Source organism: Nitrospirillum viridazoti CBAmc (assembly GCF_000730165.1).
In the GTDB taxonomy this organism is placed as follows: domain Bacteria; phylum Pseudomonadota; class Alphaproteobacteria; order Azospirillales; family Azospirillaceae; genus Nitrospirillum; species Nitrospirillum viridazoti.
In genome coordinates this window covers 1597343-1610855 of sequence record NZ_CP022111.1, presented here as the reverse complement: position 1 = coordinate 1610855, position 13513 = coordinate 1597343, and the positions used below count along the sequence as shown (strand labels likewise).

At 66.8% G+C, this 13513-nt stretch carries 15 protein-coding genes and 1 tRNA gene; all 16 read left to right on the top strand.

Annotated features, from left to right (window positions below; all coding sequences use genetic code 11):
• Position 1: 1 nt before the first annotated feature.
• The gene (locus tag Y958_RS20315) at positions 2 to 865 is read left to right on the top strand and encodes a hypothetical protein (protein ID WP_088873701.1); all 864 of its coding nucleotides are present in this window, start codon (positions 2 to 4) and stop codon (positions 863 to 865) included.
• Complete coding sequence (locus tag Y958_RS20310) at positions 865 to 1077, top strand: hypothetical protein (RefSeq protein ID WP_088873700.1); 213 nt, start codon at positions 865 to 867, stop codon at positions 1075 to 1077. The genes Y958_RS20315 and Y958_RS20310 overlap by 1 nt, the downstream gene beginning before the upstream one ends.
• 51 nt (positions 1078 to 1128) lie before the next feature.
• The gene (locus tag Y958_RS20305) at positions 1129 to 2814 is read left to right on the top strand and encodes a Na+/H+ antiporter (protein WP_088873699.1); all 1686 of its coding nucleotides are present in this window, start codon (positions 1129 to 1131) and stop codon (positions 2812 to 2814) included.
• A gap of 188 nt (positions 2815 to 3002) precedes the next feature.
• On the top strand, positions 3003 to 3227 hold the full coding sequence (locus tag Y958_RS20300; RefSeq protein ID WP_040849813.1) for a hypothetical protein: 225 nt from the start codon (positions 3003 to 3005) through the stop codon (positions 3225 to 3227).
• Between the two features lie 174 nt (positions 3228 to 3401).
• Positions 3402 to 3478: transfer RNA gene (locus Y958_RS20295), tRNA-Asp, on the top strand.
• A gap of 446 nt (positions 3479 to 3924) precedes the next feature.
• Positions 3925 to 4293 (top strand): NADH-quinone oxidoreductase subunit A, encoded by a 369-nt coding sequence (locus tag Y958_RS20290; protein WP_040849814.1) that lies wholly within the window; start codon positions 3925 to 3927, stop codon positions 4291 to 4293.
• A gap of 81 nt (positions 4294 to 4374) precedes the next feature.
• Positions 4375 to 4947 (top strand): NuoB/complex I 20 kDa subunit family protein, encoded by a 573-nt coding sequence (locus Y958_RS20285; RefSeq protein WP_040849827.1) that lies wholly within the window; start codon positions 4375 to 4377, stop codon positions 4945 to 4947.
• 21 nt (positions 4948 to 4968) lie between these two features.
• On the top strand, positions 4969 to 5616 hold the full coding sequence (locus tag Y958_RS20280) for an NADH-quinone oxidoreductase subunit C (RefSeq protein WP_088873698.1): 648 nt from the start codon (positions 4969 to 4971) through the stop codon (positions 5614 to 5616).
• An 8-nt stretch (positions 5617 to 5624) separates the two neighbouring features.
• Positions 5625 to 6818: an NADH-quinone oxidoreductase subunit D gene (locus Y958_RS20275; RefSeq protein ID WP_040849816.1), complete on the top strand. Its 1194-nt coding sequence runs from the start codon at positions 5625 to 5627 to the stop codon at positions 6816 to 6818.
• Positions 6815 to 7447 (top strand): NADH-quinone oxidoreductase subunit NuoE, encoded by a 633-nt coding sequence (nuoE, locus tag Y958_RS20270; protein WP_088873697.1) that lies wholly within the window; start codon positions 6815 to 6817, stop codon positions 7445 to 7447. The genes Y958_RS20275 and nuoE overlap by 4 nt, the downstream gene beginning before the upstream one ends.
• Before the next feature lie 5 nt (positions 7448 to 7452).
• Positions 7453 to 8733: an NADH-quinone oxidoreductase subunit NuoF gene (gene nuoF, locus Y958_RS20265; RefSeq protein ID WP_040849821.1), complete on the top strand. Its 1281-nt coding sequence runs from the start codon at positions 7453 to 7455 to the stop codon at positions 8731 to 8733.
• A 20-nt stretch (positions 8734 to 8753) separates the two neighbouring features.
• Positions 8754 to 10820 (top strand): NADH-quinone oxidoreductase subunit NuoG, encoded by a 2067-nt coding sequence (gene nuoG, locus Y958_RS20260; protein WP_088873696.1) that lies wholly within the window; start codon positions 8754 to 8756, stop codon positions 10818 to 10820.
• Positions 10813 to 11832: an NADH-quinone oxidoreductase subunit NuoH gene (gene nuoH, locus Y958_RS20255; RefSeq protein ID WP_040846285.1), complete on the top strand. Its 1020-nt coding sequence runs from the start codon at positions 10813 to 10815 to the stop codon at positions 11830 to 11832. The genes nuoG and nuoH overlap by 8 nt, the downstream gene beginning before the upstream one ends.
• Before the next feature lie 90 nt (positions 11833 to 11922).
• On the top strand, positions 11923 to 12411 hold the full coding sequence (nuoI, locus tag Y958_RS20250) for an NADH-quinone oxidoreductase subunit NuoI (RefSeq protein ID WP_088873695.1): 489 nt from the start codon (positions 11923 to 11925) through the stop codon (positions 12409 to 12411).
• A gap of 167 nt (positions 12412 to 12578) precedes the next feature.
• Positions 12579 to 13187: an NADH-quinone oxidoreductase subunit J gene (locus Y958_RS20245; RefSeq protein ID WP_040846282.1), complete on the top strand. Its 609-nt coding sequence runs from the start codon at positions 12579 to 12581 to the stop codon at positions 13185 to 13187.
• 15 nt (positions 13188 to 13202) lie between these two features.
• The gene (nuoK, locus tag Y958_RS20240; protein WP_040846291.1) at positions 13203 to 13511 is read left to right on the top strand and encodes an NADH-quinone oxidoreductase subunit NuoK; all 309 of its coding nucleotides are present in this window, start codon (positions 13203 to 13205) and stop codon (positions 13509 to 13511) included.
• Positions 13512 to 13513 lie beyond the last annotated feature (2 nt).

Sequence of the window (13513 nt, the reverse complement as noted above, 5' to 3'; positions counted from 1 at the left end):
CATGGCGTCGAACGGGCAGTCGATCTGGGGGGAAGTGGTCGACCTTTATCGCGAGGTGTTCGCCGCCCCCGTGCGCATCGCCCGTTTCCTGGGCATGCCGGCGGTCTTCAGTCTGGCCGCCGCCCTGTTTTTCCAGTTCCGCAGCATCCAGTACCTGGGCCATGAGCCTGACCAGGAGCAGTGGGGCGAGTTCGGCTTCATCTTCCTGGTCCTGGTCGTCTTCCAGACCTGGGCGCACATGCGCTCCCTCTCCGCCTGGGGGCGCTGGGTCCGCACGGGGCAGGAACCGGTGACCTTCCTGCAGCCGGGATTCGGCCGCAACGAATGGGCCGCCACCGGCTGGCAAATCCTTTATTTCTTCATGCTGCTCATCGCCTTGATGGTGCTGATGTTCGCCCGCGCCCTGATCACGGAGCCCTCGGTGGAGGATCAGGCGGGCCCAGGTGTGTGGCTCGCCGTCCTGGCCGGGGCCATCGCCGTGGGCGTCCTGGCCCTGCACGTCACGGTGCGCCTCGGCATTGGCCTGATGGCCGTCCTGGCGGGGGAGACGCCGGCCTTCAGCCGCTATTGGAGAGCCTCGTCCGTCCTGGGCTGGCGCCTGACCGGCGTGGTGCTCCTCAGCCAGGCGGCGCTGCAGTTGCCCTGCTTTCTCATCAACCGCCTGCTGATGGGGGATTGGCTGACCGCCAGCACCACCTCGCCCCCCGACGTGGTCGTTAGCCTCTTGTGGACCTTGGCCATGGCCGTGGTGAATTTCATCTGTGTCGCCTTGCTGGGCGTGGCCCTGGCCCGGGCGCACCGGGCGTTGAGCCAGGATGGCACGGCCGCCCTGGTTCTGCCGGCCGCGGGCGGCCAGGGGCGGTGATGGGTATCCTGCCGCCTGACGGGGCCGGTGGGCTAACCCGCCAGCATCGTATCTTGCTGATCATCCTGGGCTTGGCCATGATCGGCGGTCGCGTCTGGGACATGAACCACGATCGCAGCGCTGGCCCGTGGATGAACGTCCTGGTCATCGTCCTGGGCGCCGTCGTCCTGGCGGCGGCCTTGCTGGCGGGCCGGGACCGGTCCGGACGCTAATTCGCCCGCCTGGAAACGCCCGCCCGCCCCCGCGCCTGGACTAGACGCCCCATGGAAACGATGACCGCCGTCCTGATCCTGCTGGTGACCGTGGCGGTTTCCGGCATCATCGGCCGGTTCGTGACACGGGTGCCCCAGCCCCTGATCCAAGTGGCGCTGGGGGCGGCCCTGGGCTGGGCGTCGGGCGTGCCCATCATCCTCAACCCCGACCTCTTCCTGTTGGTGTTCATTCCACCATTGCTGTTCCTGGACGCCTGGCGATTCCCGGCGACGGAGTTGCGGCGCCTGGGCGGCATCATCGTGACCCTGGCGGTGGGCCTGGTTGTGTTCACCGTGGTGGGGGCGGGCCATGTCATCCACTGGCTGCTGCCGGCGGTTCCCCTGTCCACCGCCTTTGCCTTGGCGGCCGTGCTGTCGCCCACCGACGCCGTGGCCGTTTCCGGCATGACGGGCGGCGGCGGCATGCCCCGCCGCCTGAAGCACATATTGGAGGGGGAGGCGCTGCTGAACGACGCCTCCGGCCTGGTGTGCCTGCAGTTCGCGGTGACGGCGGCGCTGACCGGCACCTTTTCCATCGGCGGTGCCGCGGTGGCCTTCCTTTGGGCGGCGGGCGGCGGCCTGCTGGTGGGCGTGATCGTGGTGGCCGCCGTGCACCTGGCCCAGAGCTGGATCATCCGCCTGCGGGGCGATTCCCCCGCCGCCACCATCCTGACCATGCTGCTGGTTCCCTTCGCCGCCTATCTGGCGGCGGAGCATCTGGACATGTCCGGCATCCTGGCGGCGGTCGCCGCCGGCATGACGCTGAACCTGCTGCCGCTGGAGGAGTCGGGGCAGGTGGCCACCCGCCTGCAGGGCACGGCGGTGGGCGACATGATCCAGTTCACCCTCAACGGCGTCATCTTCGTGCTGCTGGGCTGGCAACTGCCCGGCATCCTGGTGCAGGCGCCCATGATCGCCATGCAGGCGGGCGCCCCGCACACCGGGCCTATGGATATGCCGGTCAGCCTCGGCTGGCTGGGGCTGCATGTCGCCGCCATCGTCGGCGCCCTGCTGGCCCTGCGGCTGGTGTGGGTCTGGCTGTCGCTGCTGGTCAGCCGGGCCATCGCCCAGCGGCGGGGGCGCCCGGGAGCCGGAGGGCCGGCCGGGACAACCTTCCGCCTGGTCAGCGTCACCACCGTTTCCGGCGTGCGCGGCGCCGTCACCTTGGCGGGCGTGCTGTCCCTGCCGGTCTGGCTGCGGGAGGGCGTGGCCTTTCCCGGTCGTGACGTCGCCATTTTCCTGGCCTCCGGCGTCATCCTGGTGTCGCTGCCCATGGCCAGCCTGATGCTGCCCTGGCTGCTGCGCGGCCTTAGCATGCCGGGAGAGGACCTTACGGTGGAGGAGGAGAGGGTGGCGGAGGCCGCCCTGGCCCGCGCTGCCCTGCGCCGTCTGGAGCAGGCCCACCAGGCCGTGTCTCCCGCCGCATCCGAGGCCGACCTTTATACGGAGGCGGCGCTGCGCCTGATGGAGTTCTACCGCCGCCAGGTGGAGGATCCGGACATGCCGGTGGATGCCCGGGTGTTGAGCCGCCGGCGCTTGGCCATCGAGGCGGAACTGCGGCTGGCGGCGGTCCGGGCCAAGCGCGATGAGCTGGCGCGTCTGCACCGCACCCACGCCATCAGCGACGAGACCTGGCGCCGCATGATGCACAGCCTGGACATGATGGAAGCGTCCCTCGGCCGCTCCCGGATCCTGTAGACCCCGGGAGCGCGTTGCACCGCCACTTGCGGTGGCGGGGTCGCTGGCCGGTGTGCACATGGCTGCCCCTATCCAAGAGCAGTGGTCGTTTTCCCGTCGGGCGCCTTCCCGGAAAGTGCTACCCTCGGACCAGCCCCGGATGCATGAGTCCGGGGGGCCTGCCTGGCAACGAACCGGAGCATAGGGTCATGGAGAGTGATGAGCGCCGCCTGGGCGATCGGATTCTGAGCGCGCTGGAACTGGCGGTGGAGCAGGGCAACCTTACGGTGGCGGAGCCGCTGGCCCAGGCCCTGGAACTGAGCATGACGGCCTTCGGCGGGCCCGATGCCGTGGACCACCGCGGCGTGCCGATGCGCCTGCTGGACGCGCTTGACCGGTTGGACAACCTGCGCCGCGCCCAGAAAGTCGCGTGATATCAATAGTTTAGAAAAAAGTAAAAAAAATCGTCGCCGCCGCGTTTTTCTTGTTTGACAAGGGGTGGGGCTTTTTACTACAAACCGCGCACCGCAGCGACGCTGACGGCGCGAAACGCACCGAACGATAAACGAACGGTGCGAAATAAGGCCTGAAAGCAAGTTGCGAACGACGCGGGTGTAGCTCAGTTGGTTAGAGCGCCGGCCTGTCACGCCGGAGGCCGCGGGTTCAAGTCCCGTCACTCGCGCCACTTCATCGAGCCTAGACAGAAGGTTCGATGCATTAGCAAGGCCGCGCTGGCAACAGCGCGGCCTGCTTGCTTTCCGGGCTCTCGCACCTGCGGTAGAGTGGCGGTTGAGAGTGGCTCTCAACAACTTCGTTTCCGGACATTTCCCCCATATTTTCAGCGCCTTGGCCCCTGCGGGACGCATGGCGTAATTTGCTTTCCTTGGGCACGGCACCCGCCTATATTCCAACACGCCCGGCCCCAAGCCGGGCTTTTGTTGCAGGCGTCCGGACCCCCGCATGGGTTCGGAGGTTATGTCCAGAACCGGCGGGCAGGCCGGGTGGGGCCAAAAACCGACAATCAGATGTGTGGGCCTGGGCTTCATGCACTTGGTTGCGGCTGGCACCTTCCGCAAGCCCCGTCGGGCCAACCGGGACGAAATTTGGGGCACACTCATGTCCAGTCAGGTTATGTCCACCGAGCTGCTGAGCCAGTATCTGCCGATCATCATCTTCCTGGCCATCGCCGGGGTGATCGCGGCGGCGATGGTCTTCGGCTCCATGCTGGTCGCCAAGCAGAAGCCGGATAGCGAGAAGCTGTCGGCGTACGAATGCGGCTTCGAACCGTTCAACGACGCCCGCAGCAAGTTCGACGTGCGCTTCTACCTGGTCGCCATCCTGTTCATCATCTTCGACCTGGAAGTGGCTTTCCTGTTCCCCTGGGCCGTGTCGCTGGGTCGCATCGGCCTGTTCGGTTTCTGGTCCATGATGGCCTTCCTGGGCATCCTGACCATCGGCTTCATCTACGAATGGAAGAAGGGCGCGCTGGACTGGGAGTGATCCCGGACGGCGCTTGAGCCTTTCCCCTCTCGTTTCTTCGCATCGCTGCCCGTTCACACCGGAGCCAGACCCGTGACGTCTTTGCCAACCCACTCTTCCGTTTCCCCCGCCGGTGTTCCCGCCGGTGCGGGCGCGCCCCTGCCGCCGGGCCCCGCCCAGGACGCCTACATCAAGGCCGTGACGACGGAGTTGCAGGACAAAGGCTTCGTCGTCGCCAAGTTGGACGCCCTGCAGGAATGGGCGCGCACCGGGTCGCTGTGGCCCATGACCTTCGGTCTGGCCTGCTGCGCCGTGGAAATGATCCACGCCTACATGAGCCGCTTTGACCTGGACCGGTTCGGCGTGATTCCGCGCCCCAGCCCGCGCCAGTCGGACGTGATGATCGTGGCCGGCACCCTGTGCAACAAGATGGCTCCCGCCCTGCGCAAGGTCTACGACCAGATGGCGGAGCCGCGCTGGGTCATCTCCATGGGCTCCTGCGCCAACGGCGGCGGCTATTACCACTACAGCTATTCCGTGGTGCGCGGCTGCGACCGCATCGTGCCCGTGGACATCTACGTTCCGGGCTGCCCGCCCACGGCTGAGGCGCTGGTCTATGGCGTGCTGCAGCTGCAGAAGAAGATCAAGGGCGGTAACCGCCTGGTTCGGCGCTAAGCGGCCCTCGAGGGATCGGGAATGAACGAAGAAACCCTACAGGCGCTGGGCGCCAAGATCGCGGCGGCCCTGCCGGGTGCCGTGACCGGCACCGAGATCCAGAACGGCGAGCTGGTGGTCCGCACCACGCGCGAGGGTCTGCTGCAGACCCTGACCGTGCTGCGTGACGACGCCGGCTGCCGCTTCACCCAGCTGGTCGACATCACCGCGGTGGACTGGCCCTCCAAGCCGGAGCGGTTCGAGGTCAACTACATGCTGCTGTCGGTGTCCAAGAACCTGCGCGCGCGGGTGAAGGTCACCACGGATGAGGACACGCCCGTGCCGTCCTGCGTCCCGCTGTTCCCGGCCGCCGGCTGGTATGAGCGCGAGACCTGGGACATGTTCGGCGTGTTCTTCGCGGGCCACCCCGACCTGCGCCGCATCCTGACCGACTACGGTTTCGAGGGGCACCCCCTGCGCAAGGACTTCCCCCTGACGGGCTATGTCGAGGTCCGTTATGACGATGAGCAGAAGCGCGTCGTCTATGAGCCGGTGAAGCTGACGCAGGACTTCCGGGCCTTTGATTTCATGTCGCCCTGGGAGGCGATGACCGATGTGCAACTGCCGGGCGACGAGAAGGCGGCCATCCCGCTGGGCGCGTCGCTGCGCGACGGCAGCGTGAAGAAGTGAGATCGGCCATGGCCAATCCTGTCGAAAGCCAAATCAAACCCTACACGATGAACTTCGGGCCGCAGCATCCTGCCGCCCACGGCGTGTTGCGCCTGGTTCTGGAGATGGATGGCGAGATCGTGGAGCGGGCGGACCCGCACATCGGTCTGCTGCATCGCGGCACCGAGAAGCTCATCGAGTACAAGACCTACATCCAGGCGATGCCCTACTTCGACCGGCTGGACTATGTCTCGCCGATGTCGGAGGAGCACAGCTTCGTCCTGGCCGCGGAGAAGCTGCTGGGTATCACCCCGCCCAAGCGCGCGCAGCACATCCGCGTGCTGTTCGCCGAGCTGACCCGTATTCTGAACCACCTGCTGAACGTCACCACGTTCGCCATGGACGTGGGCGCGCTGACCCCGGCCTTGTGGGGCTTCGAGGAGCGCGAGCTGCTCATGGAGTTCTACGAGCGGGTGTCGGGTGCCCGCATGCACGCCAACTACTTCCGCGTGGGCGGTGTCCACCAGGACCTGCCGGCCGGCATGCTGGACGACATCGAGGCCTACGCGGCCAAGTTCGAGAAGTTCGTCGACGACGTGGAAGGCCTGCTGACGGCCAACCGCATCTTCAAGCAGCGCCTGGTCGACATCGGCATCGTCTCGGGTGACGAGGCGCTGGCCTGGGGCTTCACCGGCCCGGTGCTGCGCGCCTCCGGCATTCCGTGGGACTTGCGCAAGGCCCAGCCCTACGACACCTATGCCGAGTACGACTTCGACGTCGCCGTGGGCAAGACCGGCGACTGCTACGCCCGCTACCTGGTGCGCGTGGAGGAGATGCGGCAGTCCAACCGGATCGTGCAGCAGGCCGTGGCCAAGCTGCGCCAGACGCCGGGCCCCATCAAGGTGGACGACCGCAAGATCGCCCCGCCGCCGCGCGGCGACATGAAGCGCTCGATGGAATCGCTGATCCATCACTTCAAGCTGTACACCGAGGGCTATCACGTCCCCGCCGGCGAGACCTACACCGCCACCGAATCGCCCAAGGGTGAGTTCGGCGTGTACCTGGTCTCCGACGGCACCAACCGTCCTTATCGTTGCAAGATCCGGCCGACGGGCATCGCCCATCTGCAGGGTGTTGATTTCATGTCCCGGGGCCACATGCTCGCTGACGCCGTCGCGATCATCGGCTCCATCGACGTCGTGTTCGGAGAGATCGACCGATGAGCGCTTCCGAGACCCCTGCCGGTCCGGCGACCTTCGAATTCACCGCCGACAACCTGGCCCTGGCCCAGCGGATCATCGCCAAGTATCCGGAAGGCCGCCAGGCGAGCGCCGTGATGCCCCTGTTGGACCTGGCCCAGCGCCAGCACGACAACTGGCTGCCCCGCGCCGCCATGGACTACGTCGCCGGCATGCTGGGCATGGCCCCCATCCGCGTGTACGAGGTCGCCAGCTTCTACACCATGTACAACCTGAAGCCGGTGGGTAAGCACTTCGTGCAGGTCTGCACGACAACCCCCTGCTGGCTGCGCGGGTCGGACGAGGTGCTGGCGGCGTGCAAGCGCAAGCTGGGCATCGGCCCGGGCGAGACCACGGCCGACGGCCAGTTCACGGTGGTCGAGGTGGAGTGCGCCGGCGCCTGCGTCAACGCGCCCGTCATCTCGCTCAACGACGTCTATTACGAGGACCTGGACGGCCCCTCCACCGAGGCGCTGCTGGATACCCTGATCCGGGGCGAGACGCCCAAGCCCGGCCCGCAGAACGGCCGCATCAATTCCGCGCCCATCGGCGGTCCGACGACCCTGACCGAGATGGCGCAGCGTAACGGCGTCAAGCCGGCGTCGCAGGAGTAAGGCCGATGTTGCGCGACGAAGACCGCATCTACACCAACCTCTACGGCTATGAGGACTTCCGCCTGGAAGCCGCCCGCAAGCGCGGCGACTGGGACGGCACCAAGGACATCCTGGCCCGTGGCCGCGACACCATCATCGAGCAGGTGAAGGAATCGGGCATGCGCGGCCGCGGTGGCGCCGGTTTCTCCACCGGCCTCAAGTGGTCCTTCATGCCCAAGAAGGTGGACGGTCCCGTCTACCTGGTGATCAACGCCGATGAGGGCGAGCCCGGCACCTGCAAGGACCGCGAGATCCTGCGCCACGATCCGCATAAGCTGATCGAAGGCTGCCTGATCGCCGGTTTCGCCATCGGCGCCACCGCCTGCTACATCTACATCCGTGGCGAGTTCTACAACGAGGCATCCAACGTCCAGGTCGCCATCGACGAGGCCTACGCCGCCGGCCTGATCGGCAAGAACGCCTGCGGCAGCGGCTACGACTACGACATCTACCTGCACAAGGGTGCGGGCGCCTACATCTGCGGCGAGGAAACCGCGCTCATCGAGTCCATCGAGGGCAAGAAGGGCCAGCCGCGCAACAAGCCGCCGTTCCCCGCCAACGCCGGCCTGTACTCCCGCCCCACCACGGTCAACAACGTGGAAAGCATCGCGGGCGTTCCCACCATCCTGCGCCGCGGTCCCGCCTGGTTCGCCGGCATCGGCCGCCCCAAGAACGTGGGCACCAAGCTGTTCTGCATCTCCGGCCACGTGAACAAGCCGTGCAACGTGGAAGAGGAGATGGGCATCCCCCTGAAGGAGCTCATCGAGCGCCATGCGGGCGGCGTGCGCGGCGGCTGGGACAACCTGCTGGCCATCATCCCCGGCGGCTCCTCCGTGCCGGTGATGCCCAAGAGCATCTGCGACACCGTGCTGATGGATTTCGACAGCCTGCGCGAGGTCGGGTCCGGCCTGGGCACGGCGGCCGTGATCGTCATGGACAAGTCCACCGACATTGTCCGCGCCATCGCCCGGTTGTCGAAGTTCTACATGCATGAGAGCTGCGGCCAGTGCACGCCCTGCCGCGAAGGCACCGGCTGGCTGGCCCGCGTCATGGACCGCATGGTCCGCGGCCAGGCCCGCCTGGAAGAGATCGACATGCTGCAGGACGTCACCAAGCAGATCGAAGGCCGCACCATCTGCGCCCTGGGCGACGCCGCCGCCTGGCCCGTGCAGGGCCTGATCCGGCACTTCCGTCCGGAGATGGAACGCCGCATCGCCGATTATCGCCAGAGCATCGCTGCCGAGTGATCGGTGGAAGGATTTGAGACATGCCGAAACTGACCATCGACGGTATTGAGCTTGAAGTGGCGCCTGGCACCTCCGTGCTGCAGGCCTGCGAGCAGCTGGGCATCGAGGTTCCGCGCTTCTGCTATCACGAGAAGCTGTCGGTCCCGGCCAACTGCCGCATGTGCCTGGTGGAGATGGAGAAGGCCCCCAAGCCCATCGCCAGCTGCGCCATGCCCTGCGGCGAAGGCATGGTGATCAAGACCGACACCGACACCGTGCACAAGGCGCGCAAGGGGGTGATGGAGTTCCTGCTCATCAACCACCCGCTGGACTGCCCCATCTGCGACCAGGGCGGCGAGTGCGACCTGCAGGACCAGGCCGTGGGCTACGGTTTCGATCGCGGCCGCTATGGCGAGGAAAAGCGCGCGGTCAAGGACAAGAACCTGGGCCCGCTGATCAAGACGATCATGACGCGCTGCATCCACTGCACGCGCTGCATCCGTTTCAGCGACGAGATCGCGGGCGTGTCCGTGATGGGCGCCACCGGCCGTGGCGAGCATATGGAGATCGGCACCTACGTCGAGGCCGCCGTCTCGTCCGAGCTGTCGGGCAACCTGGTGGACGTGTGCCCGGTGGGCGCGCTGACCTCCAAGCCCTACGCCTTCACCGCCCGCCCCTGGGAACTGCGCAAGACGGAATCGGTGGATGTCCTGGACGCCGTCGGGTCCAACATCCGCATCGACACCCGCGGCGGCGAAGTGCTGCGCATCCTCCCCCGCCTGAACGAGGCGGTGAACGAGGAATGGATCAGCGACAAGACCCGCTACGCCCATGACGGCCTGAAGCGCCAGCGTCTGGACCGCCCTTACATCCGTGAGAACGGCAAGCTGCGTGCCGCCTCCTGGGAAGAGGCCTTGGCCCTGACCGCCGCCAAGCTGAAGGGTGCCGCGCCGGAGAAGATCGCCGCCATCGCCGGCGACCTGGCCGACGCCGAAAGCCTGTTGGCCCTGAAGGACCTGCTGGGCGGCATGGGTGTGGCCAGCCTGGAAAGCCGCCAGGACGGCAGCGCCATCGACGCGGCGTCCCGCGCCGGCTACATCTTCAACAGCACCATCGCGGGCATCGAGCAGGCGGACCAGATCCTCCTGATCGGCACCAACCCGCGCTGGGAAGGCGCGCTGGTCAACGCCCGTATCCGCAAGCGCTACCTGCAGGGCGGCCTGACCGTCACCGTGCTGGGCCCGCGTGTCGATCTGACCTTCCCCATCGAGCACCTGGGCAACGACGCCACGCTGCTGAATGCCATCGCCGACGGCAGCCACCCCTATGCCGAGACGCTGAAGGCCGCCAAGAAGCCCCTGCTGATCCTGGGTTCCGGCGCCCTGGCCCGTCCGGACGGCGCCGCCGTCTGGGCCGCCGCCCGCGCGGTGGCCGAGGCCTGCGGCCTGGTGCGTGAGGACTGGAACGGCTTCAACGTCCTGCACCGCGCGGCCTCGCGCGTCGGCGCCCTGGACCTGGGCTTCTTGCCCGCCAAGGGCGGTCGCGACCTGGCCGGCATCCTGGACGGCGCCCGCAAGGGCGAGGTCGAGGTGGTCTACCTGCTGGGTGCCGACGAGATCGACGCCCAGAACTTCGGCCGCGCCTTCGTGATCTACCAGGGCCACCACGGCGACCGGGGCGCCCATCGCGCCGACGTCATCCTGCCGGGTGCCGCCTATACCGAGAAGAACGCGACCTACGTCAACACCGAGGGCCGCGCCCAGCATACCCGCCAGGCCACCTTCCCGGTGGGCGAGGCGCGCGAGGATTGGAAGATCATCCGCGCGCTGTCGGGCGCCCTGGGCAAGCCCCTGCCGTATGACACCCTGCAGCAGCTGCGCAAGCGGCTGGCCGACGCCAACCCGGTGTTCGCCCAGGTCGACCGCGTCACGCCGGCCGCCTGGGGTGCCTTTGGTACCGCCGGTGCCGTGGCCGCCGCCCCCTTCACCCTGCCGGTGGAGAACTTCTACATGACCGACGCGATCAGCCGCGCCTCGGCCACCATGGCCGAATGCACGGAGGCCTTCGTGTCGCCCGCCGTTGCCGAGAGGACCGGTACCCATGGCTGATTTCCTCGCCCTGCACCTGGGCCTGCCCCTCACCTGGGCGACCCTGGTGGCGATCATCCTGAAGATCCTGGTGATCACGGTGCCGTTGCTGATCGCGATGGCCATGATGACCTACATGGAACGCAAGGTGCTGGCCGCCATCCAGCTGCGCCAGGGCCCGATCCTGGTCGGCCCCTTCGGTCTGCTGCAGCCGTTCGCCGACGGCCTGAAGCTGATGACCAAGGAGACCATCATCCCGGCCGGCGCCAACCGCGCCGTGTTCCTGGTGGCGCCGATGATCACCTTCATCCTGGCGCTGGTGGCCTGGGCGGTCATCCCCTTCGGTGAGGGCCTGGTGCTGTCCGACATCAATGTCGGCGTGCTCTACCTCTTCGCCATCAGCTCGCTGGGCGTCTACGGCATCATCATGTCGGGCTGGGCGTCCAACTCGAAGTACGCCTTCCTGGGCGGTCTGCGCTCCGCCGCGCAGATGGTGTCCTACGAGGTCTCCATCGGCTTCGTCATCATCACCGTGCTGCTGTGCGTCGGCTCGCTGAACCTGTCGGACATCGTCCGGGCGCAGACGCACCTGTGGTTCTGCATCCCGCTGTTCCCCATGTTTGTGGTGTTCTTCATCTCGGCGCTGGCGGAAACCAACCGTGCCCCCTTCGACCTGCCGGAAGGCGAGTCCGAACTGGTGGGCGGTTTCCATACCGAATACTCGGCCATGACCTTCGCCCTGTTCTTCCTGGGCGAGTACATCAGCATGCTCCTGATGAGCGGGATGACCTCCATCCTGTTCCTGGGTGGCTGGCAGCCGTTCCCCTTCCTGGGCTTCATCCCCGGCCCGCTGAACCTGATCATCAAGATTTGCCTGCTGATGTTCGTGTTCATCTGGGTGCGCGGCACGCTGCCCCGCTACCGCTATGACCAGCTGATGCGCCTGGGCTGGAAGGTCTTCCTGCCGTTCTCCCTGGTCTGGGTGATCCTGACTTCCGGCTTCCTTGTCTACTTCGACAAGCTGCCGCACTGAGCGATGCGTCCCAGCCCCGGGGCGGGACTTTGGTACTGACTTGTGACCGCGGGGGGAGCCGCCCCCCGCATCAAGGAATGAGGTGACGACATGGCCTGGCTCGACCGCACGGCGCGCGGCCTGTTCATGACCGAGCTGGTGAAGGGCTTCGCCCTGACCTTCAGCTACATGTTCAAGCCCCGGGTGACCCTCAACTACCCGTATGAGCGCAGCCCGCTCAGCCCCCGCTTCCGTGGCGAACACGCGCTGCGCCGCTATCCCAACGGGGAAGAGCGCTGCATCGCCTGCAAGCTGTGTGAAGCGGTGTGCCCGGCCCTGGCCATCACCATCGAAGCGGAACCCCGTGAGGACGGCTCACGCCGGACCACCCGCTACGACATCGACATGACCAAGTGCATCTACTGCGGTCTCTGCCAGGAGGCTTGCCCGGTGGACGCCATCGTCGAGGGGCCGAACATCGAGTTCGCTACCGAGACGCGTGAGGAGCTTTTCTACAACAAGGAAAAGCTGCTGGCGAACGGCGACCGGTGGGAGCCGCTGCTGGCGGCCAACATCGCTGCGGATGCGCCCTACCGCTGAGCCTTGAGTGCGCCTTTAACGCCTTTTGACGCCTAACCCCGTGACACCCGCGCGCGGGATCGCCCGCGCCCCCGACGTCGAGTCAGGGACCCAGACGATGGGCCCGGTTACCGGAGAGAAATCTTGATCGCCAACGTCCGCAACCCGCACCGGAAGGAGAGCCGCCGATGATACTGCCCGCTCTCGCCTTCTATCTGTTCGCCGCCGTGCTGGTGCTGGCCGGCATGCTGGTGATCACGGCGCGCAACCCGGTGCACTCCGTCCTGTTCCTGATCCTGGCCTTCTTCAACGCGGCCGGCTTGTTCGTGCTGATCGGGGCGGAATTCGTGGCGATGATCCTGGTCATCGTCTACGTGGGCGCCGTGGCGGTGCTGTTCCTCTTCGTCGTCATGATGCTGGACATCAACTTCCAGGAACTGCGCAAGGGCTTCCTGCGCTACCTGCCGGCGGGCCTCGCCGTGGGGGCGGCCCTGCTGGCGGAACTGGGCCTGGTGATCTCCGGCTGGGTCTATGCCGGCCCGGCCGACAGCGTCCGCGCGGCGCCGACGCCGGAAAGCGTGGGCAACGCCCAGGCGCTGGGCGACCTGCTCTACACCCAATACGCCTTCATCTTCGAGGCCTCGGGCCTGGTGCTGCTGGTCGCCATGATCGGCGCCATCGTGCTGACCCTGCGCTCGCGCAAGGGCGTGCGCCGCCAGGTCATCGCCGACCAGCTGGCCCGCCGCCGCGAGGACGTGGTGGCCGTGGTCAAGGTCCAGACCGGGGAGGGCGTGTAAACCATGGAAAACATGATGGATATCGGTCTGGGCCACTACCTGTCGGTGGCGGCCATCCTGTTCATCCTGGGCGTGTTCGGCATCTTCCTGAACCGCCGCAACGTCATCATCATCCTGATGTCGATCGAGTTGATCCTGCTCGCGGTCAACATCAACCTCGTCGCCTTCTCGGTCTTCCTGCACGATCTGGTGGGACAGGTCTTCGCCCTGTTCATCCTGACCGTCGCGGCTGCCGAGGCCGCCATCGGCCTCGCCATCCTCGTCATCTACTTCCGCAACCGTGGCTCGATCGCGGTTGAGGACATCAACCTGATGAAGGGTTGAGG